A 23,866-nucleotide genomic window follows, 5' to 3' on the forward strand; every position below is an offset into this window, starting at 1 on the left:
AACGCGTTCGCAGAAGACGTCTGGCTTGACGGCCGGGAATCGCGTCTGCTGGTCTTCCCGAGAACGGAAACCGCCGACCGATGACGCTCGCCCTGCTCAGACGCGCGCTTGAACCCCGGACGGTCACGGCGATCGCCGGCTCTCCCGAAACGGATGTGCTGGTGGCGCAGATCCGCGCGGAGCCGTATCGCGGCGAACTCACCGTGCTTTCCGATCCGAGTGCTCTGCCGGCGCTGCCGTCCTGCGATCTCCTCATCGCCCCCGTCGCGATTGCGGAGCAGGTGCTGGCTGCCGCAGCGGGGCGCGGTTGTGCCGGGCTTCTCGTGCCCGATGGTGCAGCCGCCGATTGCGATCGCCTCCGAAGCGCGGCACGGGCCGCGGGCTTGCGCCTGCTCGGGCCGTCGTCGCTCGGTCTCGCCGCGCCGCGTCTCGGCTTCAACGCGACCGCTGTCCCGGTGCATCTGGCTGCGGGTTCGCTTGCCCTCGTCGCGCAGTCCAATTCCGTGGCCGCCGGCATCATGGCCTGGGCTGCCAGGCGCGGTGTCGGGCTTTCCGGTGCCGTCGTCCTGGGCGAAGGCGCCGATGTCCATATCGCCGATTGCCTCGATCACTTCGGCGCCGACCCATCGACGCGCACCATCCTGCTGGCGATCGACGACGTCACCGATGCCGCGCGCTTTCTGTCGTCCGCCCGCGCTGCGGCGCGGCTCAAGCCGGTGCTGGTGCTGAAGCCGCCGCGCCGGGAGCCGGCATGGCCGGCCCTGACGCATTCGGCCCTGATCGTGACCAGCGACGCCGCGCATGAGGCCGCCTTCCACCGGGCCGGCCTGCTGCGGGTCAGCGATCTCGACGAGCTCTTCGCGGCGGCCGAGACGCTGGGACGCGCCCGCGCCGCCGATGCCGGCCGACTGGCGATCGTCAGCAATGGCGACGGGCTGGCGGCGCTCGCCGCAGCGCGATTGCGGCAGGCCGGCGGCGTCGATCACCTGGACCGGGAGCCGGAGATCGTCCGGACGGCGCAGGATTATCGCGAAGCCGTGACACGCCTCCTGGCCGAGAGCGATATCGATGCCGTGCTGGCACTCAACGCCCCGCTCGCACCGGACGAACCGGCCGATTGCGCCCGCGCCGTGGCCGAGGCCCGCTCGACGTCGCCCGCGCAGAAACCGGTTCTCGCTGTATGGGTCGGAGGCGGCGAGGAGATGGCGGGAATATTCGCAGCCGCCGGCATTCCCTCATTCGCGACGGAGCAGGACGCGATCCTGGGTTTCCAGCATCTGACCCGCCATGCCCGCCTGCTCAAGGAACTGATGGCGACCCCGCTCGCGCTCGATGAAGGCGATCAGCCGGACATTGCCGCTGCCGCCGCGCTCGTCGACGGGGCGATCGGGCAAGGCCGCAGCTGGCTCGAGCCGGATGAGGTCGCGCAGTTGCTCGCCCTGTTCCGGATTCCGACGCTCGGTCTCGTCATCTCGGCGGATGCCGCAGGAGCCGCTGAGGCTGCCAAGGTGCAGTTCGCAGCCGGACGCACGGTCGCCCTCAAGATCGTCTCGCCGGATATCGCGCATAAATCGGATGTCGGCGGCGTCGAGCTCGACCTTGCCAATGAACAGGCTGTGCGGGAGGCGGCCAACCGAATGGCCGGGCGATTGCGGCAGCAGCGCCCCGAGGCTCGATTGACGGGTTTCATGGTGCAGCCGATGGCGCATCGTGCCAAGGCGCGCGAGTTGATCGCCGGCTTTGCCGTCGACCCCTGCTTCGGCCCGGTCATCGTCTTCGGGCGCGGCGGCACGGCAGCCGAACTCATCGCCGATACGCATGTCGCATTGCCGCCGCTGGATCTCGCCTCCGCCGAGAACCTGATCGCCCGGACGCGGGTTTCCCGCATCCTGGCCGCCTATCGCGATGTTCCCGCCGCCGACCGGCGCGCCATCGCGGCTGTCCTGGTGGCGCTCGGGAACATCGCCTCCACCCTTCCGCAAATCCGCGCGATGGACCTCAACCCGATCCTCGCCGATGCCAAAGGCGTCATCACGGTCGACGCGCGCGTCGTGCTGGAGCCGGACCCGGCGCGCCGCCGCTACCCGGCGATCCGGCCCTATCCGGCAAGCTGGACCTTGCAGCTTGCGCTCGGCGAGCGGCGCTTCTTCATCCGCCCGATGAAGCCGGAGGACGAGCTTCCGATCGGCGCGATGCTGGCCCGGGTCACGCCGGAGGACCTGCGATTGCGCTTCTTCGCGCCGCTGAAATCATTCAGCCACGCCTTCCTCGCCCGCCTGACCCAGCTCGACTATGCGCGCGAGATGGCCTTCATCGCCATCGAGGAAGGCAGCGGGGACGCCGCCGGCGCCGTTCGCCTTCACGCCGATCCCGGCCATGTCGAGGCCGAATATGCGATCCTGCTGCGCTCCGACCTGAAGGGCATCGGGCTCGGCCGCGCGTTGATGGAGCTGATCATCGACTGGGCCAGGGCCGAGCAGCTGGAGCGCGTCCATAGCCAGGTGCTGGCCGAGAACGGACCGATGCTCGCGCTCTGCCGCGATCTGGGTTTCGAGGTCAGGCTCGATCCCGAGGACGTTTCGATCAGGCGCGTGACGCTCGACCTCGGCACCATCGACGACGAGGGACGGGCCAAACGCTGATCTGCCACCCGTTCCGGCGGCCAACATCACCACTCAAGGCAGGCATTCGCTGAGCGCGCCGATCTGGCTCTCGACCCAGTCGTCCGTCATCATTTCGAGCGGCGCGTTGAAGGAGACGGCCATGTTGACGTCATGGGGGGCCTGGCTGGCCCGCGGCAAGCCGATGCCGCCCTGCCCCGGAAAATAGTAGCCCATGTTGAGTGCGTAGCCGCGGCGCTGCGCATCGGCGACCTGCCCCAGGATGACATCGCCATCGACATGGCGCCCCGACGGGTGCTTGAGGTAGCGCTCGGCATTCGCCTCGATGATCTGCTGGATCGCGGCGTCCGGCAGCAGCGACATCAAGGCAAGGCTGCCCGCGCCGACGCCCATCGGCACACGGTAGCCCACACCCATCGAGAACTGGCGCCGCGTCGAACGGCTGATCATTTCGGCGCAGACCGCATCGACCCCGGACTGCACGATCAGGTAGACGGTGAAGCCCGTCCGGCGCGCGAATTCGGTCATGCCGGGCCGGATCTTCTGCACCTGCGGCTCGAGCCGCTCCTGTCGCCGCGCCAGCATCGGCACGGCCGAGCCGAGGCGGTAATGGCCGTATCGGCCCGTCGGCTCGGCGAAGCCCTTCTGCAGGAGGGCGACGAGGCTGCGATGCGCCGCCGATTTAGCGCAGCCCATGCGCTCGGCGATCTCCGCCAGGCTCAGACCTTCAGGCCCGACCTCGCCGAGCGCGAGGACGATGTCCAGTGCCCGCTCGGCATTCGACGAGGAACTCAGAGGCTTCGTCACGGGAATAATTCCGATTATCAGAACAAATATCGCCTTATCATACCGAATACAGGAATTTGTTGACAAGGGCCGGTTTGTCCGTTCCGCTAGGGACGCTGCCGGAGCGTCGAGACGTCTAGGAGCGCTCGCGAACCGGCCGCCAAAGGCAGCCGCCAGCTCCATCGCTGGTCGGACAATGCGGGGGCGAACCGGATGGTGTCATTCCTGGCGAGGCGTCTGGGCTTCGCCGTCGTCACGTTGTTCAGCGTCCTGACGCTGGTCTTCCTGATCGTGCGGATTCTGCCGGGCGATCCCGTCCTGGTGATCCTCGGCGATCAGGCGAGCCCGGCCAGCGTCATCGCGCTGCGCCAGCGGCTTGGCCTCGACCAGCCGCTCCTCGTCCAGTACGGGCGCTTCCTCCTCCAGGCGATCCAGGGCGACCTCGGCACCTCGATGATCTCGGGCCGGCCGGTGACGGAGGAGATCCTCGCAGTCCTGCCCTATACGCTGGAATTGACCATCGCTGCCCTGATCCTGGGCGCCGCGCTCGGCATCCCCGCCGGCGTCTGGGCCGCGGTCCGTCGCAACCGGCTTCCCGACTATGTGCTGCGCCTGCTCTCGTTGCTGGGTCTTTCCCTGCCGGCCTTCGTCGCGGCGATCATCCTGCTGATGGTCTTCGCCATCCAGTTCCGCTGGTTCCCGGTGATCAGCGCCGGCGGCGCCGACACACTGACCGAGCGGCTGCGGCAGATGGCGCTGCCGACACTGGCGCTCGCGCTGATCATGATGGCCTACATCACCCGCGTGACCCGCTCGGCGATGTTGGAGGTGCTCAGCCAGGACTTCGTCCGCACCGCGCGGGCCAAGGGCGCTTCCGCCTCGGCGGTGATCTGGTCGCATGCGCTCGGCAACTGCCTGATCCCGATAACCACCGTCATCGGCCTCTATCTGGGCATCCTGATCGGCAATTCGGTGCTGACCGAGATCGTATTCTCGCGCCCCGGCCTCGGCAAGCTGATCCTCACAGCGTTGAGCCAGCGCGACTACACGCTGCTGCAGGGGATGATCGTGGTCTACACGCTGATGGTCGTCGTCGTGAACCTGCTGACCGACCTGACCTACGGCTTTCTCGATCCGAGGGTGCAGTACAAATGAGCGAGACTGCAGCGGAAACCGCTCACCCCACCACCCCCCAGAACGCCTTCCGCGGCGTGCTGGGCCGGCTCAACCTCTCGACCTGGGCCGGCATCGCCATCGTCGTGCTGCTCGTGCTGGCCGCGATCTTCGCGCCCTATCTCGCGACGCATCCGCCGGCCAAGCAGAGCATCATGGACCAGCTCGCCCCGCCCGGCGGCGGCTACCTGCTCGGCGCCGACCAGTTCGGCCGCGACATCTGGTCGAGGCTGCTCTTCGGCGCGCGCTATTCCCTCACCATCGGCCTCTTCGCGATCCTGACCGCCCTGATGATCGGATCGCTGATCGGGATGACCGCGGGCTATCGCGGCGGGCGCACCGACATCCTGCTGATGCAGGTGATGGACGTCATCCTCGCCTTCCCCTCGCTGATCCTGGGCCTGGCGCTCGTCGCCCTGATGGGCGCGACCATGACGAATATCGTCATCGCCATCGCCTTCACCGCCACCCCCGCCTTCGCCCGGATCGCGCGCGCCGCCGTGATCGCCCAGCGTGACCGCGAATATGTCCAGGCCTGCCGCGCCATGGGCTTCTCGGGCGGGCGCATCCTGTTCCGCCACATCCTGCCGGCGATCCTGCCGGAGGTGATGGTGATGACCTCGCTCTGGATGGCGACGGCGGTGCGCACCGAAGCCTCGCTCGCCTTCATCGGGCTCGGCCTCGCGCCGCCGACGCCGACCTGGGGCGGCATGGTGCGCGAGGGCTTCGAAAACATTCTGAGCTCGTTCCATCTCGCGCTCTTCCCGAGCCTCGCGATCCTGATCCTGGTGCTCGCCTTCAACCTGATCGGCGACGGCCTGCGCGACGCGATCGATCCCCGTCTGAAGGACGCCTCCTGATGGTCGGCAAGAATACGAGCGACAAGCCGGTCCTGTCGGTCAGCGGCCTGACCATCGCCTTCGGCTCCACCACCGTCGTGCATGATCTCAGCTTCGAGATCGCCGCCGGCGAGACGCTCGCCGTGGTCGGCGAATCCGGCTCGGGCAAGAGCGTGACGTCGCTCGCGATCATGGGCCTGCTGCCCGAGCGGATCGGACGGGCGAGCGGGTCTGTAAAACTCGGCGATCGCGAATTGCTGACGCTCGGTGAAACCGAGATGCGCGGCGTGCGCGGCGGCCAGGTCAGCATGATCTTCCAGGAGCCGATGACCTCGCTGAACCCGGTCCAGCGTATCGGCGACCAGATCGGCGAGGCGATCCGCATCCACCGCGGCCTCAAGGGCGCGGAATTGCGCGAGGCGGTGCTGGAGATGCTGCGCAAGGTGCGCATTCCCGACCCCGAGGAGCGCATCGACAACTACCCGCACACCTTCTCCGGCGGCATGCGTCAGCGCGTGATGATCGCGATGGCGCTGGCCTGCAACCCGGCATTGATCATCGCCGACGAGCCGACGACCGCGCTCGACGTCACCGTGCAGGCGCAGACGCTGGCGCTGCTCAAGGAACTCCAGCGCGAGACCGGCACGGCGATCCTGTTCATCACCCATGACATGGGCGTGGTCGCGGAGATCGCCGACCATGTCCTCGTCATGCGCCGCGGTCGTGCGATCGAGCAGGGCACGGTCCACGAGGTTTTCTCCAACCCGCGCGACGCCTATACCCGCAGCCTGATCGCAGCAGCGCCGAGCCTCGTCGGCAAGCTCGCGGACGGAGCCATCGCCGCGCGCGGCGTCGAGGGCGTGCCGCTCTCCTTCCGCGGCGATGCGCCGGTGCTGGAGGTGCGCGACCTCTCGGTCCGCTTCCCCTCGCGCGGCGGCCTGTTCGGGCGGCTGAAAGGCGAGGTCCATGCCGTCGAGCAGGTCTCCTTCGCCATCGGCAAGGGGGAGACGCTCGGCCTCGTCGGCGAATCCGGCTCGGGCAAATCCACCATCGGCAAGGCGATCATCGATCTGGCCCCGCGCCATTCCGGCGAGATCACCGTCGCCGGCCGCCGCATCGACTATGCCGATCCGAAGAGTCTCGCGAGCTTGCGCCGCGACGTGCAGATGATCTTCCAGGATCCGTTCGGCTCGCTCGACACCCGCCAGAGCATCGGCTCGGCGATCATCGAGCCGATGCAGGTTCATGGCATCACCTCCGGCAAGGAGGCGCGTTCCAAGATGGAATGGCTATTGGAGCGGGTCGGGCTCGATCCGGCCCGCGCCACGAGCCTGCCGCACGAGTTCTCCGGCGGGCAGCGCCAGCGCATCTGCATCGCCCGGGCGCTCGCGATGTCGCCGAAGCTGATCATCGCCGACGAGGCCGTCTCGGCGCTCGACGTCGCGATCAAGGCGCAGATCATCGACCTGATGATCGATCTGCAGAAGGAATTCGAGGTCTCCTATCTCTTCATCAGCCACGACATGGCGGCGGTCGAGCGCATCTGCGACCGCGTCGCAGTTATGTATTTCGGCGAGATCGTCGAGATCGGCGCGCGCGACGACGTGATCGGCCGGCCCGGCCACGGCTATACGCAGCGGCTCCTCTCGGCGATCCCGATCACCCATCCCGACCAGCGCAGCGGCCGGCCGCCCCAGCGCGTCGACGCCACGCCGCCGCGCAGCCCGATGAAGCCCGTCGGCTACCGCCCGCCACCGCAGAGCTGGGAGATGATGGCTGAGGGCCATTTCATCCGCCGGGCGAGCTAGTCATTCAGGAGCCGGAACGCGAACCATGCACGCCATCGAGGAACTCGCCGCCTTCGTCGCCGACCACCCTGAAGGCTCCCTACCGGCAGAGACACGCGAAAGCGCCTCGCTCCTGGTCGCGGACCTCATCGGGGCCACCGCCGCAGGGCTCGATTCACGGCTCGCCATCGCCGCCCGAGCCGCCGCCGAACAGCTCTACGGCTCGGGCCCGGCTGGCATCTGGCTGACCGGCACCAAGCTCAGTGTCGCCGGCGCCGCCATGGCCAATGCGGCAGCGGCGAGCGCACTCGATATCGACGACGGCCATCGCGGCGCCGCCGGCCATGCCGGGGCCGGCGTCATCCCGGCCGCCTTCGCCGTCGGCCAGGCGCTCGACGCCTCCGACGCGCGCATCTTCGACGCGATCACGCTCGGCTACGACGTCGCGCTCCGGGTCGCGACATCGCGGCCGACACCGACGATCGAGACCTATAGCAGCGGCCGCTGGGTGAATTACGGCGTTGCCGCCGCGGCCGGGCGCCTGCTCGGGCTCGACGCTGCGGCGCTCGCCCATGCCATGGCGATCGCCGGGGCCGAGGGGCCGATCAGCTTCCCAATGGGTTCTTCCAAGTATCAAGGCAGCACGGTGAAGGAGGTCATTCCGCCCGCCGTCGTCGCCGGGCTGACCGGCGCCTACCGGGCGCGGGCCGGCGCCACCGGCCCGCGCGACCTGCTCGACCGCGACGACCGTTTTACCCGCAGCGTGCTGACCGGCGGGCTCGGCGAACGCTGGTGGCTGCAGGACTGCTACCTCAAGCCCTATGCCTGCTGCCGCTACATGCATGCCGCCGTCGATGCCATCCTGGCGCTACGCGAGCTGGGCAAGCCGATCCTGTCGCTGCGCATCGAGACTTTTCCGCGCGGGCTTGGCCTCGCCAACGAGCGGGCACCGCAGACGCTCGAAGGGGGGCAGTACAGCTATTATTTCAGCTGCGCGCTGGCGGCGATCCACGGCGCCGCCGCCCTGCAGCCGGTCGACCCCGCGCATCTCCGCGATCCGCAGGTGCTCGAACTCGCCGGCCGGATCGAGCTCTCCGCGCATGATGATTTCGCGGCCGCCTTCCCGAAGAGCACGCCCTGCCGCATCGTCATCGACCAGGGTGATGGTCCGCGCAGCCTGAGCGTGCCCTACCCGCTCGGCGACGTCGCCAACCCGATGAACCGGGCGCAGGTTACCGAGAAATTCCGGCGCATCGGCGCGGCGAGCGTCGCGCCCGATTGGCAGGACGCGATCCTGACCGCGCTCGACGGGCTGACAAGCGCCGGCTTCCGGCCACTTTTCGCCGCGCTCGGCACGCAGCCGGCGCGGCTGCGACTGGTTTCAACAGGGGAAGGCTAACAATGAAAAACACCACATTGACCAAAGCCGGACTACTCGCCGGCGTCCTCGGCTTCGGCCTGCTGGCATCCATGCCGGCCTTCGCCGCGAAGACCGAACTGACCTTGGGCGCCGCCGCCGTCGATGTCGGCACGCTCGACCCGCACTATGCCAGCAGCACCTCCGACCGCATCCTCTCGGCCTGGATCTTCGGCGGGCTCGTCCGCTTCGCCCCGGGCTCGACCGACCCGGCCACGATCGAGGCCGATCTCGCCGAGAGCTGGCAGGCAAGCGACGACCGCCTCGTCTGGACCTTCAAGCTGCGCCCCGGCGTGAAATGGCAGCATGGCTATGGCGATGTCACGGCCGACGACGTCGTGTTCAGCCTCGACAAGGCGCGCGATCCCAAGCGCTCGGCCTTCGCCAGCGATTATGCCGCCTTCCAGAAGGTCGAGGCGGTCGATCCGCAGACGGTCCGGATCACGCTGTCGAACCGCGTGCCGAGCCTGCTCGGGCTGCTCACCAATTATGCCGGCGGCTTCATCATCTCGAAAAAGGCGTTCGAGGACCGGCGAAGGCTTCCGGCGCGCGCCGGTCGGCTTCGGGCCGTTCGCGCTCGATGCGATCACGCCCGGCCAGGCCGTGACCTTCAAGGCCAACGACGCCTATTTCCGCGGCAAGCCCAAGCTCACCAAGATCACCTATCGCTTCCTCAACAACAACGCCGCGCGCGACCTCGCCTTCGTCGCCGGCGAGGTCGATGCGGCGACCGGCCTCGCCGACCAGCGCTGGCTGCAGCGCACGCTCGCCAATCCCGGCGTGGTCGTCGACAGCTTCGACCCGGCCGAATTGACGACGCTCAGCGTCAACGTGACGAAGCCGCCCTTCGACAACATCAAGGTTCGCCAGGCTCTCGCCTATGCGATCGATGCGCCCAAGATCGCCCAGTATCGCGGCCCCCGCTTCACCCGCGCCGGCAAATCCGCGATCCCCTCGAACAATCTCGGCTTCACCGAGGATGCCGGCGTCCTGCCGCATGATCCGGCCAAGGCCAAGGCGCTGCTGAAAGAGGCCGGATTCCCCAACGGCCTGACCGTGACCATGCTCGCCAGCCAGTTGCCGAGCCTGGAATCGACGGCGCAGATCATTCAGGGGCAGGTCGCCGAAGCTGGCATCACGCTCAATCTTCAGCCGGTCGAGCACGCCACCTGGCACCAGATGATCCGCAAGGACCTGAGCCCGCTCGTCATGTACGGCGCCGCGCGCTTCCCGATCGCGGACAACTACCTGACGCAGTTCTACCATTCGAAGAGCGCCATCGGCCAACCCGGGCAGGTCGTGAACTTCAGCCATTGCGACGTCGCCGACAAGCAGATCGAGGCGGCGCGCGGCGAGACCGATCCCAAGAAGCAGATCGCGCTCTGGCAGGAGGCGCAGAAGCTGATCATCGGCAATGTCTGCGTCATCCCGATCACCGAGACCGGGCAGGTCTGGGCTCGCCGGGACAAGCTCAACTGGGGCTTCGACCTCAAGGGCTCGATGTCGCTCGGCCCGCTCGTGACCGAACAGACCCATTTCGTCGACTGAACCGATCGGCCGCGCCCATTCGGGCGCGGCCCCCTCCATCTGCGGCCGAGCCATGTCCAAGCTGACCTATCCGAACTACACTAACCATTGCGGCTGGAACGCGATGCTTCCCGCACGTACGCCGCAGGCCCCGCTGAGCGGGGACATCACCGTCGATTATGCCGTCGTCGGCGCCGGCTATACCGGCGTCGCGGCGGCCCGGCGCCTGCATGAGCTCGACCCGCAGGCCCGGATCGTCCTGCTGGAGGCGACGACGGTCGGCGAAGGGTCCTCGGCCCGCAATTCAGGCTTCACCGCCCCCGATGTCCTGCCTCGCACGGCGTCGATGGAGATGGCCGAGAAGGCCCGCAACCAGACCCGCCTCTTCACCGAAGCCTTCGACTGGCTGACCGGCATTCTCCGCGACAACGCCATCTCCTGCGACATGCAGAAGGTCGGTTCGATCCGCACCGCCGCGACGGAAGCGGGAGAGGCTTCGCTGCGCAAGGTCGCGGACGTCGCCCGGGCCAATGACCTGCCGCACACGATCCTCAACCGAGCGGATATCCGCGAGCGGATCGGCGCGGATTACTATCGCTACGGCATCTACCTGCACGACACATGGCTGCTGCAGCCGGCGGCGCTGATCCGCGGCCTCGCCGATGCGCTGCCGGCGGGTGTCACGCTCCATGAAAACAGCCCGGTTCGCGAGATGCGCCGGGAAGGCTCCGGCTGGCGGCTCATCACCGAAGGCGGTGCCGTCCGCTGCCGGACGGTGGTCCTGGCCAATAACGGCTTCATCCCGAGGCTCGGCTTCCTGAAGTCGCGGATGGCGACGATCTTCACCTATGCCGCCGTCACCGAGGCGGTGAAAGAGAGCGATATCGGACATCTCGGCCAGTCCCCGGCCTGGGGTGTGCTGCCCTCTCACCGGCTCGGCACCACCTTGCGTCGCATCGGCCGCGACCGGCTCATGGTTCGCTCGCTCTATGCCCATGACGCGGAAATCGCGCAGGCCACGGCGGTGCGGGAACTGCGCGATCGCTTCCATCGCCGCTGGCCCGGGCTGCGGCATGTCGATTTCGAGTTCGTCTGGGGCGGGACGACGGCCTTCACCATGAACGGCGCGCCCTGGTGGGGGAAGATCGAGGACGGGCTCTATGCCTCGGGCGGCTGCAATGGCAGCGGCATCGCCAAGGGCACGATGCTCGGCCGCAAGCTCGCCGATCTGATCCGTGGCGCCGGCACGCCCGGCGAGGTCGAGGCGGTCATGGGCACGGCAAGCTGGATCGCACCCGAGCCGTTCCGGTCGATCGGCTTCCAGATCATCTCGGCGCTGGAAAGCCGCAAGGCGGGGCTGGAGGCCTGACGAGTGTTCCGGTAACCCGGTGACGATGAAGACCCTGATCGACTCCACCCATGCGCTGATCGGCGGGCTGGCCGCGATCCGCCGGCAATTCAACGTTCCCGAGCAGTTTCCGCCCGCGGTCCTCGCGGCAGCCGACAGCGCTGCACGGCGCCAACCGACCGCGCATGCCGATCGCACGGACCGGCCTTTCGTCACGCTCGACCCGGCGACCTCGACGGATCTCGACCAGGCCTTCGCGATCGAGCGCAGCGGCAACGACCTGCTGCTGCATTACGCCATCGCCGATGTCGCCTGGTTCGTCGGGGATAGCGATGCGATCGACCGGGAAGCCTGGCAGCGCGGCACGACGATCTACCTGCCGGACGGCCGGGCCGGGCTGTACCCGCCTGTTCTCGCCGAAGGTGCCGCAAGCCTGTTGCCCGCCGTCATCAGGCCAGCCGTGATCTTCACGACCCGGATCGACGGGGATGGCAATGCCCGCCTGGACGGTGCCGAGCGCGCCATTATCCGCAGCAGCGCCAAGCTCGCCTATGATGCGGTCAAGGCTTCGGACCTGCCTGCCGATTTCGATGAGCTGGCCCGCCGCATCGAGGCTGCTGAGAGCCGGCGCGGCGCAGCGCGCGTGGACCCGCCCGAGCAGGAGGTCGATGCTCTCGGAGACGGCCGCTACCAATTGCTCTTCCGCCCGCGCCTGCGCTCCGAGGAGCAGAACGCGACCCTGTCGCTGGCCAGCAATATGGCGATCGCAGACGCGCTCCTGGCGGCCCGGACCGGCCTGTTCCGGGTCATGCCTGAACCGGACGAGCAGGCCGTGCAGCGCCTGCGCCAGAGCGCGCGGGCACTGGGGCTGTCCTGGCCGGAGATGGAAACGCTCGTCCAGTTCGAGAAGACGCTCGATCCCGCCGACAGCAGCCACGCGGCCTTCATGCTGGCGGTGCGCAGGGCCAGCGGCGGGGCGAGCTATGTGCCCTATCGCGACGGCATCGTGCCCTGGCATGCCCCGATGGCGGCGACCTATGCGCATGCGACGGCGCCGCTGCGACGCCTCGCGGACCGCTATGTCGTGCGTGCCGCGCTCGCGGTCGCCAACGGCCAGCCGGTGCCGCCGGAGGTATCGGCCGCGTTCGAGGAGCTGCCGGCGGTGATGGCGCGGGCCGATGCGCGCGACGGCCAGATCGACCGGAACGTGATCGATCTGGCCGAGGCCCTGATGCTTCAAGGCAGCGAGGGCACCACCTTCGATGCGGTGGTGACCGACGCGGACGAGCACGGCCTGCGCATCCAGCTCTGCGAGTTGCCGATCGTCGCAAGGGTTCGCGGGCCGGGCGAGAAGCCCGGCGACAGGATAAGGATCAAGCTGACATCAGCCGATCCGCTGCAGCGCAGGATCATCTTCGAACGCGCGGGCTGACCCGGCATCATCGCGCGATGTTCTAACGCTTGGCCCAGGTAGAAACCGCCCCGGCCATGGTCGCGAGATGATCGGCGGCTGAAAAACCGGACACCCGCTTGCGGGGCTTCAGATCATGGTCGCCATCCTCCAGCCACAGGATGTCGATCTCAGGCGAAAGCCCGTAGGTCGGGACCTCCTCGCGCGTGCCGAACTCGTCCCGCGTTCCCTGCACGATCAGCGTCGGGGTCTTCAGCTCGGCGAGGTGCGCGGTTCGCAATTGCCCGGGCTTGCCGGGTGGATGGAAGGGATAGCCGAGGCACAGAAGGCCACGGATCCGGCCCTGCGCGAACAGCTCGTCGGCCACCATGCTCGCGACGCGGCCTCCCATCGACTTGCCGCCGATGATCAGCGGCCCCGTCGCGCCGAGCGCATCGATGGCGGCGATGTATTGCGGATTGAGCTTCTCGGCGCGCGGCGGCGGGGTCCGCGCCGCTCCGGTCCGCCGCGCCGCCATGTAGTCGAACTCGAAGCGGGCCACGCGAAAACCGGCTCCGGCCAGCGCTTCTGCAGCCGCCGTCATCGAGGCCGAGTCCATCGGTGCTCCGGCTCCATGCGCCAGCAGGATGGTGACATCGGCCTTCTCGGGACCGTCGAAAAGAAACATGGCTCTTTCCTGCTTCGGCGAGCCATAGGGCCCGGCTGCGGCTCGCCAACCTAGTCCAACAGCCCTGCCGCGTCGAAAGCTTCCTGGCTTCAGCGGCAGGTTTGCCGGCGCCTCGTCAAGGCGTCGGGTGCGCATCGGACCTGCCAAAGCTCGCGTTGACCCCTCGTCAGCCGAATTTTATATAGATGCTTATGATCAGCATGCCTAAGACCCCGCCGCCGACCGTGGGCTTCCTGCTCCACGACGTCGCGCGCCTCCTGCGCAAGCGCTTCGAGCAGCATGCGCGCGATTCCGGGCTGACCCGTTCCCAGTGGCAGGTGCTGGCCTATCTCGACCAGAATGCCGGCATCCAGCAGGGCGCCCTGGCCGAGTTGATGGATGTCGAGCCGATCACCGTCGGGCGCATCCTCGACAAGCTCGAAAGCTGCGGCCTGGCGGAACGCCGCCCGCACGCCACCGACCGCCGCATCTGGCAGCTCTACCTGACCGAGAAGGCCAGGCCGAAGCTGACGGAACTCCGCGCGCTCGGCGACGTCACACGGTCCGAGGCCTTCGGCGCGATTTCAGCCGCCGATCGCGAGCAGCTTCTCGCGACGCTGGGGCAGATGAAAGCGAATCTCACGGCCGCCTGCCAGATGCCGGTGGCCGAAAGGCAGGCCCACCATGGATGACGCAGCCAGAAACACCGAAGCGGCCGCCCGCGAGGAGGCCGAGCAAGGCTCCTCAGGCGGCGGGGCGGAAATCCGGCAATTCGAGCCGAAGACCTCGCCCCGCGCCGAAACGGTTGCGAAGGAGGTGCCGGAGACGAAGCCGGAGATTCCTGCACAGGTCGTGCCTGGCCCGACGCCGCGGCACCGACGCAACCGCACGCGCCGGCTGCTCTTCGTGCTGCTGCCGATCGCATTCGTCGTCGGCGGCTATTACTACGTCACCGGCGGGCAGGTGATGTCGACCGACAACGCCTATGTGCAGGCGGATATCCTGGGCATCTCGACCGATGTCGCGGGCATCGTCGGCGAGATCGACGTGCGCGACAACCAGCAGGTGAAGGCCGGCGACGTGCTGTTCCGCCTCGACGACAGGCAGTTCCGCTTCGCGCTGGAGCGGGCCGACGCCCAGATCGGCGTGGTCGGCAACGACCTCGCGGCGCTGAAGGCCAGCTACAAGGGCATGCAGAGCCAGATCGAGCAGGCCCATAGCGACATCGCCTTCTACGAGACCGCGTTCAAGCGCCAGCAGGACCTCGCCACCAAGTCGGTCGCATCGCAGGCGACCTTCGACCAGGCCAGGCACGATCTCGACAGCGCCCGGCTGAAGCTGGCGCAGCTCGAAAGCCAGCTCGCCGGCATCGCCGCCAATCTCAACGGCAAGCCCGATGCACCGGCCGAGGATCACCCGCGCTACAAGGATGCCGTCGCGGCCCGCGCCGAGGCCCAGCGCCAGCTCGACCACACGACGGTGCGCGCGCCGATGGACGGCATCGTCACCAATGTGCCCTCCCTGCAGAAGGGCCAGTATCTGGAGGCGGCGACCAACGCTTTCAGCCTGGTCTCGACCGACCATGTCTGGATCCAGGCCAATCCGAAGGAGACCGAGCTCACCTGGGTGAAGCCCGGCCAGGAGGCGGAGGTCTATGTCGACACCTATCCGGGCGCCGTCTGGAAGGGCACGGTGGACAGCATCAGCCCGGCCTCGGCCGCGAGCTTCTCGCTGCTGCCGGCGCAGAACACCAGCGGCAACTGGGTGAAGGTCGTGCAGCGCATCGCCATGCGCGTGAAGATCGAGACCCCGCCTGACCAGCCCCGGCTTCGCGCCGGCATGAGCGTGACGCTCGACATCGACACCGGCCATGCCCGCGGCCTGCCAGGCTTCGTCGGCGAGGCCGTCGGCAAGGTCAGCCAGTAACAAAGAGGCCGCCTGCCATGGCCAGTGCCGCCACTCCGGCCGGAGCACCCGTCGCCAATCGCGGTGCCATCACCGCCTGCGTGATCCTCGCGGTCATCATGCAGGCGCTCGACACCACCATCGCCAATGTCGCGCTGCCCTATATCCAGGGCAGCGTCTCGGCGAGCGCGGACCAGATCAACTGGGTCCTGACCTCCTATATCGTCGCCGCGGCGATCATGACGCCGCCCTCCGGCTTCCTCGCTGCCCGCTTCGGCCGCAAGCGGGTGCTGTCCGTCGCGATCATCGGCTTCGTCGTGGCCTCGATCCTGTGCGGGGCAGCGCAATCGCTGACCCAGATCGTCGGCTTCCGGCTGATGCAGGGGTTTTTCGGAGCGTCGCTGGTGCCGCTCTCGCAGAGCATCCTGCTCGACATCTACACGCCGGAAGAGCGCGGCTCCGCCATGGCGCTGTTCGGCATCTCGGTCATGGTCGGGCCGGTGCTCGGGCCCGTGCTCGGCGGCTGGCTGACCGAGAACATCTCCTGGCGCTGGGTGTTCTACATCAACCTGCCGCTCGGCATCCTGGCGCTGGCCGGGGTCTCCGCCTTCGTCACGGAGACCCGGTCGAGCGCGCTGGCCAAGCTCGACTGGACCGGGTTCGGGGCCCTCAGCATCGCGATCGGCGCACTCCAGCTCTTCCTCGACCGCGGCGCCCAGCTCGACTGGTTCGACTCCCCGGAGATCATCGTCGAGGCGGCGATCTGCGTCGGGGCGCTCTACATCCTCGTCGTGCACACCTTCACGGCGGAGAATTCCTTCATCAAGCCGCGGCTCTTCCTCGACCGGAACTTCAATGTCGGCCTGATCTTCATCTTCATCGTCGGCATCTGCTACCTGGCCTCGCTCGCGCTGCTCACACCCTTCCTGCAGACGCTGCTGGGCTATCCCGTGGTGACCGCCGGCATCGTCATGGGCCCGCGTGGCCTGGGCACGATGGCCTGCATGTTCCTGGTCGGCCGGCTGATCGGCAAGGTCGACACGCGCATCCTGCTCGGCGCCGGTTTCCTGGTCAGCGCCTGGGCGATGTACGACATGGCCGGCTGGACGCCGGATGTCTCGCAGCAGCGGATCATGTTCACCGGCTTCGTCCAGGGCGGCGGCCTCGGCCTGCTCTTCGTGCCGCTGACGACGATCACCTTCGCGACGCTGCCGGCGGAATATCGCGGCGACGGCACCGGCCTCTACAACCTCTCGCGCAATATCGGCTCCAGCGTCGGCATCTCGCTGGTCAGCTATCTCCTGACCCGCAACGTGCAGGTCAACCATGCCGAGATCGCCAACTACGTGACGCCCTATAACCGCCTCTTCGAGATCCCCGCGATCAAGCATGCCTGGGATCCGGCGACGCTCGCCGGACGCGCCGCGCTGGACGAGGTCATCACCCGCCAGGCGACGATCATCGCCTATATCGACGATTTCAAGCTCCTGATGATCCTCTGCCTCGCGGCCCTGCCCTTCCTCGTTTTGCTGCGCACACCGCGCCGGGAGGCTGCGCCGGCGGACGATCACGCCATGGTCATGGAATAGCGCAGAGCCGTGGCGGCACGCGCCGAACGCGCGGAACAAGGCAGGCAAAGCCAGGGGCGCCGGCGACCGGGCGCGGGCCTTGCGGCGCTGACTCTCAATTTCACGCAGCTCATCGCGGTGCTGACGGTTTCGTCGCTCTCGCTGGCGCGCGACCTCGCCACCATGCTGCTCCGCATCGGCCTGACCCTGGCGCTGTCCTGGCTCGTCCATCGCCTGGTCGAACGCCCGATGATCCGGTTAGGGCGCCCGCTATCGTCGAGAAGCGATGCTCCCGCCGGCTATTCCATCGCCTTGAAGCGGTTCAGATAGGTTTCCTTGTTCGTCGCGGCCTGCGACGGCGGCAGCCTGAACTTCCAGGTCTCGGTCAGCGCGCGGTCGCCCAGCTTCAGGACCGCATCGAGATCAGACGAAGCGGCCGGGTTCTTCAGCTTGACCCGATAGGTGAGACGCCAGCCCTGGGTCGCCGGGTTGGGCTGCAATTCGGTGCCGACGATCTCGACATTGTCGCTGGCGTTGACCGCAGCGGTCGGCCGAACGCCTTTCGGCAGCTTGCGCAGCGACGGCCCCTGGAAATCGATCAGGAAGGCGAGCGTGCCGTCGCCGGCGCGGATCAGGTTGGATTGATAGACCTCGCCGGTCGCGCGCATCGTCTGCGCGACATGGGAGACGTCGCCCTTCATCAGCGCCGGCTCGTCCATCGTCCAGTGCATGCGATAATCGAACCGCATCGGCTCGCCGAACGGGGGCCTGTTCTCGGGCACCCAGAGCGTGACGATATTGTCGTTGGTCTCGTCGGCGGTGGGGATCTCGACGAGGCGGACATTGCCCTTGCCCCAATCATTGGTCGGCTCGATCCAGGCGCTGGGGCGCAGATCGTAGCGGTCCTTCAGGTCCTCATAGCGCGAGAATTCGCGCCCGCGCTGGAGCAGGCCGAAGCCCTTCGGATTCTCGGCCGCGATGTCGCTGATCGCCACCATCGACGGGTTGACCAGCGGGCGCCAGATCCACTCGCCATTGCCGCCGCGGACGGCCAGCCCGTTGGAATCATGGATCGCAGGGCGGAAATTCGGGGTCTGCGACGGCTGCTGCGGGCCGTAGAGGAACATGCTGGTCAAAGGCGCGATGCCGAGCGTCGTGGGCGAAGCGCCCTGCCGCAGGAAAATGCGCGCCTTGACGCTGAGCACGGCGTCCGAGCCCGGCACCAGCGTGAACTCATAGGCGCCGGAAGCCCGCACCGAATCCATCAGGGCATAGAAGGTCAGGTGCCGGTCCTTCGGCTTCGGGCGACGCAGCCAGAATTCACGGAAGGCGGGGAACTCCTCGGCAATCGGCAAGCCGGTATCGATCGCAAGGCCACGGCCCGACAGGCCGTAGATCTGCTTCTTGCCGATCACGCGGAAATAGCTGGCGCCGAGCACGCTCATGATCTCGTCGAGCTTGCCGGGCTGGTTGATCGGATAGACCACGCGGAAACCCGCCCAGCCGAGCTTGCTCGTCGCCTCACGGTCGAAATGCAGATCGGCGAAATCGAAGCGCCCGGCATCGTAGGGAATTTCATGCGCGGCGCCGTCGACGATCTCGCTGATTTTCACCGGCGTGTTGAACTGCATGCCCTGATGGTAGAAGGCCAGCTTGAACGGCGTCTTGTATTCCATCCAGGCGAAGCGCTCGGGCTTGGGCTGCATCTTCTGGTAATCGGCGAACTGCATCTTGCTGAAGACGTCGGGCAGGTTGCTGACCGGCGCGACATAAGGCGCATCCGCCAGCGCCTTGGCCTTGGCGACCACGTCGTCCAGCCCGAATTTCGGACGCTGCTGCGCGAAAGCCGCCGACCCGGCGAAGGCCGCCACGGCCAGCCAGCCGAGCACCATGCCAAGCCGCGCGACGCCGGGCCTGCCCCGGCCTGTTCCACACCAAGCCAGTACCGGCATCAGCAGGCTTCGAGCCGAGGACGAAAGCCGGGCCGCGATGCGGGCCCCGCCAGCGGAACGGGTCGACAAGTTCAAGCTAGCTCCTTAAAGGTGACATCGACGGGACGGAGCGCGCCCGCCCTATCTTGGCAGTGGCGCACCCGAGCACAAATGCCCATCATCGCCACAAGGGTCAAGGAATGAGCGCCGTTCTCTCCGAACCGCTCCCGCGCTATTCTTCGCCGCCCTCCACCCAGCCGCCCTCTCTTCTCAAGTGAACGAACTCAGCATGGATCATTCGAACGGTGCGCCGGCTTCCCGCGAGCTGGAGACGGTGTCCTGCCAGGACGAGACAGGGAACGGCCTGTCCCGCCGACAGGCGCTCGGCGCCATGGCGACGGCGGCCTTTGCGGCCGGAATGGCCGCGTTTCCCGCCGATGCCAGGCCCAAAATGGCCCGCACCGCCGATCCGGCCGCCACGAAGAAGGCCTTCGTCGACAAGCTGATCGCCCGGATGACGGTCGACGAGAAGGTCGGCCAATTGCGGCTGATCAGCATCGGCCCGGAAATGCCCCATGCCAAGCTGATGGACGAGGTCGCGGCCGGGCGGATCGCCGGTTCGTTCAACACCGTGGTCCGGCGCGACAATCGGCCGCTCCAGGAGGCCGCCGTCAACCGCAGCCGCCTGAAGATCCCGCTCTTCTTTGCCTATGACGTGGTGCACGGCCATCGCACCACCTTCCCGATCCCGCTCGGCCTCGCGGCAAGCTTCGACATGTCCGTGATCGAGCGCATGGCCCGCGTCTCGGCGGTCGAGGCCTGCAATGACGGCGTCGACATGACCTTCGCGCCGATGGTCGACATCAGCCGCGATCCGCGCTGGGGCCGCACCTCGGAGGGCTTCGGCGAGGATCCCTATCTGGTCAGCGAATGCGCCCGGGCCAGCGTGCGCGGTTTCCAGGGCACCTCGCCCGACCAGCCGGACACGATCATGGCCGCCGTGAAGCATTTCGCGCTCTACGGCGCGGTCGAGGGCGGGCGCGACTACAACACGGTCGACATGAGCCCGCTGCGCATGCACCAGGTCTATCTGCCGCCCTACAAGGCGGCGATCGACGCGGGTTCCGGCGGCGTCATGGTCGCGCTCAACTCGGTCAACGGCGTGCCGGCCACCTCCAATACCTGGCTGATGCAGGATCTGCTGCGCAAGCAATGGGGTTTCAAGGGCGTCACCGTCAGCGACCACGGCGCGATCACGGAGCTGACGCGCCACGGCGTCGCCCGCGACAACCGCGAGGCCGCCAAGCTCGCGATCAAGGCCGGCATCGACCTCAGCATGGCCGATCAGGTCTATCTCGCCGAGGTCCCCGGCCTGATCGCCTCGGGCGAGATCAAGATGGCCGAGCTCGACGCCTGCGTGCGCGAGGTGCTCGGCGCCAAATACGACATGGGCCTGTTCGCCAACCCGTTCCTGCGCATGGGCAAGGCGGAGGACGATCCCGTCGACGTGCGTTCCAACGACCGCCTGCATCGCGAGCCGGCCCGCGAAATCGCCCGCGAGACCATCGTGCTGCTGGAGAACCGCAACCAGACCCTGCCGCTGAAGAAGCAGGGCACGATCGCGCTCGTCGGGCCGCTGGCCGATTCCGGGCTCGACATCCTCGGCAGCTGGTCGGCGCAGGGCGTCGCCGAGCAGGCCGTCACGGTCAAGGCCGGCATCGAAAAGGCGATCGAGGGCAAGGCGCGGCTCCTGACCGCGCGCGGCTCCAACGTGCTCGACGACCCGAAGATCGTCGAATACCTGAACTTCCTGAACTGGGACAAACCCGAGGTCATCCAGGACCCGCGCCCGATCGACGTGATGATCGAGGAGGCCGTCGCCGTCGCCAACCAAGCCGATGTGGTGATCGCGGTCGTCGGCGAGGTCCGCGGCATGTCGCATGAATCATCGAGCCGCGTCACGATCGAGATGCCGGGCTCGCAGCGCAAGCTGCTGCAAGCGCTGAAGGCGACCGGCAAGCCGCTCGTCGTCCTGCTGATGAACGGCCGGCCGCTCGCAATCGGCTGGGAAAAGGACAATGCCGACGCGCTGCTGGAGACCTGGTATACCGGCACCGAGGGCGGCAACGCCATCGCCGACATCCTGTTCGGCGACCACAACCCCTCGGCCAAGCTGCCGATCAGCTTCCCGCGCTCGGCCGGGCAGATTCCGACCTATTACAACGCGCTGCGGATCGGGCGCCCCTATACGGAGGGCAAGCCCGGCAACTACACCTCGCAGTATTTCGAGGAGGAGCAGGGCGCGCTCTATCCGTTCGGCTTCGGACTGAGCTTCAGCACGTTCACCCTGACCGACCTCAAGCTCTCGGCCAGCCGCATCAAGCGCGGCGAGAAACTGACCGCCGAGGCGACGCTGACCAATACCGGCAGCTTCGAAGGCGCCAATGCCGTCCAGCTCTACATCGCCGATCCCTATGCTTCGATCGCCCGGCCGGTGAAAGAGCTGAAGGGCTTCCAGAAGGTCTCGCTCAAGCCCGGCGAAGCCAGAGTCGTGCGTTTCGAGATCGGCCCCGACCAGCTCAAATTCGTCAACGGCGACCTGAAGGAGGTGATCGAGAACGGGCAGTTCAACGTCCAGCTCGGCCTCGATTCCCGCAATGTGCTGGAGCAGTCGTTCCTGCTGGCGTGAACGGGCCAGGCAGGAGCTCAGGTAGCGATCGCCGCTTGAAGGCGGCCGGTATCGCGTAACGTCGTGGAAAGGTCACCTGCGGTATTATGAGGCCACGCTCCAAGGAGTTCTCCCTACTCATCGAATGACCGTTCGATATGCTCGATCGAACGCCCGCCATAGAGAATCGTGCAGGTCTATCGCCCATGTCTTCGAAGATTATACCTGTCGTGATGTGTGGCGGCTCCGGGACGCGGCTGTGGCCGGTTTCGCGTGACACGATGCCGAAGCAGTTCATTTCGCTTTTCGGCCAGGATTCTACCTTCCAGCGGGTCATGAGGCTGGTTTCGAATGACAAGGTCTTCGCGCCTGCGATCGTCATCACCAATGTCGCGTATCGCTTCACGGTTCAGGAGCAGATTCAGGCCTGCGGGGCGACGGGGCAGATCGTGCTCGAACCGATGCGGCGTGATTCCGCGGCAGCCGTCGCAGCGGCGACCGAGCTTGCGCTTGCCCGCGACCCCGACGCCATCGTCGGCGTTTTCGCGGCCGATCATGTCGTCCAGGATGGCGATCTTTTCGTCGAAACCTGCCGCATCGCGGGGCTCGTCGCCGCACGGGGGCAGATCGTCACGATCGGCATTCCTCCGACGTCTCCAGCCACCGGCTACGGCTATATCCAGCCCGGAGACGAGCTCCAGGACGGAGCCCGCCGCATCGCCGCCTTCGTCGAGAAGCCCGACGCCAGGCGCGCAGCACAATATCTGCTGGACGGATATCTCTGGAACTCCGGCAATTTCATTTTCGACGCGGCCACCATGCGGGCTGAACTCGAGACCTTCGAGCCGGATGTCATGGCCCCGGTTGCCGAGGCCATTGCCCGGGCCGAGCCCGATCTCGATTTCCTGCTGCTGGATTCCACAGCCTTCGGCCAGGCCAAGACCATCTCGATCGACTATGCGGTGATGGAACGTACCCGGAAAGCCGCCGTCGTCACCGGTAATTTCGGCTGGTCGGATGTCGGCGGCTGGTCGGCGGTCTGGGAGCTTTCCGAGAAGGACCCGGACGGCAACGTCATCGACGGGCGCGGCTATGTGCTGAACGGCGCGAACAACCTCATCCGGTCCGAGGATGCGGTGGTGGCGGTGATCGGCCTCGACGACATCGCGGTCATTTCGACACGCGACGCCGTTCTCGTCGCGCCCAAGGCGAAGGCCGACCAGGTCAAGGAGATGGTGGCGCTGATCACCGCCCATGGCGAGTCGGAAGCCGGTGCCCATCGCGAAATCCAGCGCCCCTGGGGGAAATATCTCTCGGTCGACATGGGCGCGCGCTATCAGGTCAAACGAATTACCGTGAAGCCGGGCGGCGTTCTTTCACTGCAGAAGCACTATCACCGCGCCGAGCATTGGGTGGTGGTGCGCGGCACCGCCGAAGTGACGCGCAACGACGAGACCATCATCGTGCATGAGACGGAATCGATCTATCTGCCGATCGGCTGCCTGCATCGCATGGCCAATCCCGGCAAGATACCGCTCGAGCTGATCGAGGTTCAGGTCGGCTCCTATCTCGGCGAAGACGACATCGTTCGTATCGAGGACATCTACAGGCGCGTCTGAGAGGCGCAGCGAAGCACCTCTCAGGATCGCGTCGGATTTCTGAAGCTGCGGCTCAGCCCTGCGCCGGCTTCCAGTCGGCAGCGGGGATGGTGTTGATCATCCAGGGGATGCCGAATTTATCGACGAGCGAGCCGAAGCCCGGCGACCAGAAGGTTTCGCTGAACGGCATGACGGCCCGCCCGCCCGCGCCGAGCTGCTCGAACCAGCGCTGCCCCTCTGCCTTGTCGCCGGTATGCAGGGTGACGTCGAAGCCGTTCTTGGGCTTGTCGACATTGGGGGCCCATGCGGTATCCATATCGGCGCCCATCAGGGCCTGGTCACCGACCTCCAGCCAGCAATGCATCAGCCAGGTCTTGTACTTCTCGTCGGTGATCGGCATCCCCGGCGGCGCGTCGCCATAGGGTATGGCGGCGGTGATCTTTCCGCCGAGGACCTGGGCGTAGAACTCGAATGCCGCCCGGCACTCTCCTCGGAAGCTCAAGCTGGTCACGATCTTCATGGTCGTCTCCCTTCTGTTGGGGCCTCGGCGCTCCTCCGGCGGAGCCGAGGAGCGCGACAGCTCCCCGATTGGATTGATATCAAGATATCTACCCCATGCGTGTCAGCATACGAATTCCGGC

The 23,866-nt window shown here is 67.1% G+C and carries 18 protein-coding genes and 1 pseudogene; 15 read left to right on the plus strand and 4 right to left on the minus strand.

The window, feature by feature from the left end; genetic code table 11:
• Window positions 1-80: 80 nt before the first annotated feature.
• Window positions 81-2,642 carry a bifunctional acetate--CoA ligase family protein/GNAT family N-acetyltransferase gene (locus tag ASE61_RS15695; protein ID WP_061968451.1) on the plus strand — a complete coding sequence of 854 codons (2,562 nt, stop codon included), beginning with the start codon at window positions 81-83 and terminating at the stop codon, window positions 2,640-2,642.
• Between the two features lie 33 nt (window positions 2,643-2,675).
• On the opposite strand, the gene ASE61_RS15700 is transcribed toward ASE61_RS15695, so the two are convergent.
• Window positions 2,676-3,428, minus strand: coding sequence for an IclR family transcriptional regulator (locus ASE61_RS15700; protein WP_061968452.1), 753 nt, complete (start codon window positions 3,426-3,428; stop codon window positions 2,676-2,678).
• Window positions 3,429-3,620: 192 nt separating this feature from the next.
• Here ASE61_RS15700 and ASE61_RS15705 point away from each other — a divergent pair, with 192 nt between their 5' ends.
• From ASE61_RS15705 to ASE61_RS15735, 8 genes and pseudogenes are all read left to right on the plus strand, one after another.
• Window positions 3,621-4,562 (plus strand): ABC transporter permease, encoded by a 942-nt coding sequence (locus ASE61_RS15705; protein WP_061968454.1) that lies wholly within the window; start codon window positions 3,621-3,623, stop codon window positions 4,560-4,562.
• Window positions 4,559-5,440: an ABC transporter permease gene (locus ASE61_RS15710; protein WP_061968456.1), complete on the plus strand. Its 882-nt coding sequence runs from the start codon at window positions 4,559-4,561 to the stop codon at window positions 5,438-5,440. Before ASE61_RS15705 ends, ASE61_RS15710 begins: the two co-directional genes overlap by 4 nt.
• Window positions 5,440-7,227 (plus strand): ABC transporter ATP-binding protein, encoded by a 1,788-nt coding sequence (locus tag ASE61_RS15715; protein WP_061968457.1) that lies wholly within the window; start codon window positions 5,440-5,442, stop codon window positions 7,225-7,227. The genes ASE61_RS15710 and ASE61_RS15715 overlap by 1 nt, the downstream gene beginning before the upstream one ends.
• A 25-nt stretch (window positions 7,228-7,252) precedes the next feature.
• Window positions 7,253-8,605: an MmgE/PrpD family protein gene (locus ASE61_RS15720; RefSeq protein WP_061968459.1), complete on the plus strand. Its 1,353-nt coding sequence runs from the start codon at window positions 7,253-7,255 to the stop codon at window positions 8,603-8,605.
• 71 nt (window positions 8,606-8,676) lie between these two features.
• Window positions 8,677-9,069, plus strand: a pseudogene (locus tag ASE61_RS27420) (ABC transporter substrate-binding protein); the annotation flags it as partial.
• A 43-nt stretch (window positions 9,070-9,112) separates the two neighbouring features.
• Window positions 9,113-10,171 carry an ABC transporter substrate-binding protein gene (locus ASE61_RS15725; protein WP_274532876.1) on the plus strand — a complete coding sequence of 353 codons (1,059 nt, stop codon included), beginning with the start codon at window positions 9,113-9,115 and terminating at the stop codon, window positions 10,169-10,171.
• 52 nt (window positions 10,172-10,223) lie between these two features.
• Window positions 10,224-11,519, plus strand: a complete 1,296-nt coding sequence (locus ASE61_RS15730) for an NAD(P)/FAD-dependent oxidoreductase (protein WP_061968461.1) — start codon at window positions 10,224-10,226, stop codon at window positions 11,517-11,519.
• A 25-nt stretch (window positions 11,520-11,544) separates the two neighbouring features.
• Window positions 11,545-12,930: an RNB domain-containing ribonuclease gene (locus ASE61_RS15735; RefSeq protein WP_061968462.1), complete on the plus strand. Its 1,386-nt coding sequence runs from the start codon at window positions 11,545-11,547 to the stop codon at window positions 12,928-12,930.
• 22 nt (window positions 12,931-12,952) lie between these two features.
• Here ASE61_RS15735 and ASE61_RS15740 read toward each other — a convergent pair whose 3' ends face one another.
• Entirely contained in the window at window positions 12,953-13,576 is a 624-nt protein-coding gene (locus ASE61_RS15740; protein WP_061968463.1) for an alpha/beta family hydrolase, read from the minus strand.
• 200 nt (window positions 13,577-13,776) lie between these two features.
• Between ASE61_RS15740 and ASE61_RS15745 the strand changes: the two genes are divergently transcribed.
• The 4 genes from ASE61_RS15745 to ASE61_RS15760 are packed head-to-tail and all read left to right on the plus strand — an operon-like array spanning window position 13,777 to window position 17,358.
• Window positions 13,777-14,247 (plus strand): MarR family winged helix-turn-helix transcriptional regulator, encoded by a 471-nt coding sequence (locus ASE61_RS15745; protein ID WP_061969111.1) that lies wholly within the window; start codon window positions 13,777-13,779, stop codon window positions 14,245-14,247.
• Window positions 14,240-15,481, plus strand: coding sequence for an HlyD family secretion protein (locus ASE61_RS15750; RefSeq protein WP_082617463.1), 1,242 nt, complete (start codon window positions 14,240-14,242; stop codon window positions 15,479-15,481). The genes ASE61_RS15745 and ASE61_RS15750 overlap by 8 nt, the downstream gene beginning before the upstream one ends.
• A 17-nt stretch (window positions 15,482-15,498) precedes the next feature.
• Window positions 15,499-17,049: a DHA2 family efflux MFS transporter permease subunit gene (locus ASE61_RS15755; protein ID WP_061968465.1), complete on the plus strand. Its 1,551-nt coding sequence runs from the start codon at window positions 15,499-15,501 to the stop codon at window positions 17,047-17,049.
• A gap of 9 nt (window positions 17,050-17,058) precedes the next feature.
• Window positions 17,059-17,358 carry a hypothetical protein gene (locus tag ASE61_RS15760; RefSeq protein ID WP_061968467.1) on the plus strand — a complete coding sequence of 100 codons (300 nt, stop codon included), beginning with the start codon at window positions 17,059-17,061 and terminating at the stop codon, window positions 17,356-17,358.
• Here the strand turns inward: ASE61_RS15760 and ASE61_RS15765 are convergent.
• Entirely contained in the window at window positions 17,328-19,049 is a 1,722-nt protein-coding gene (locus tag ASE61_RS15765; protein WP_200959647.1) for a glucan biosynthesis protein G, read from the minus strand. The genes ASE61_RS15760 and ASE61_RS15765 overlap by 31 nt on opposite strands.
• A gap of 199 nt (window positions 19,050-19,248) precedes the next feature.
• Between ASE61_RS15765 and bglX the strand changes: the two genes are divergently transcribed.
• Window positions 19,249-21,648 carry a beta-glucosidase BglX gene (gene bglX, locus ASE61_RS15770; RefSeq protein ID WP_200959648.1) on the plus strand — a complete coding sequence of 800 codons (2,400 nt, stop codon included), beginning with the start codon at window positions 19,249-19,251 and terminating at the stop codon, window positions 21,646-21,648.
• 185 nt (window positions 21,649-21,833) lie between these two features.
• On the plus strand, window positions 21,834-23,246 hold the full coding sequence (locus ASE61_RS15775; protein WP_061968470.1) for a mannose-1-phosphate guanylyltransferase/mannose-6-phosphate isomerase: 1,413 nt from the start codon (window positions 21,834-21,836) through the stop codon (window positions 23,244-23,246).
• Window positions 23,247-23,298: 52 nt separating this feature from the next.
• Here ASE61_RS15775 and ASE61_RS15780 read toward each other — a convergent pair whose 3' ends face one another.
• Window positions 23,299-23,745, minus strand: coding sequence for a VOC family protein (locus ASE61_RS15780; protein WP_061968472.1), 447 nt, complete (start codon window positions 23,743-23,745; stop codon window positions 23,299-23,301).
• Between the last annotated feature and the right edge of the window lie 121 nt (window positions 23,746-23,866).

The organism is Allobosea sp. Root670 (genome assembly GCF_001429415.1).
GTDB lineage: Bacteria > Pseudomonadota > Alphaproteobacteria > Rhizobiales > Beijerinckiaceae > Allobosea > Allobosea robiniae.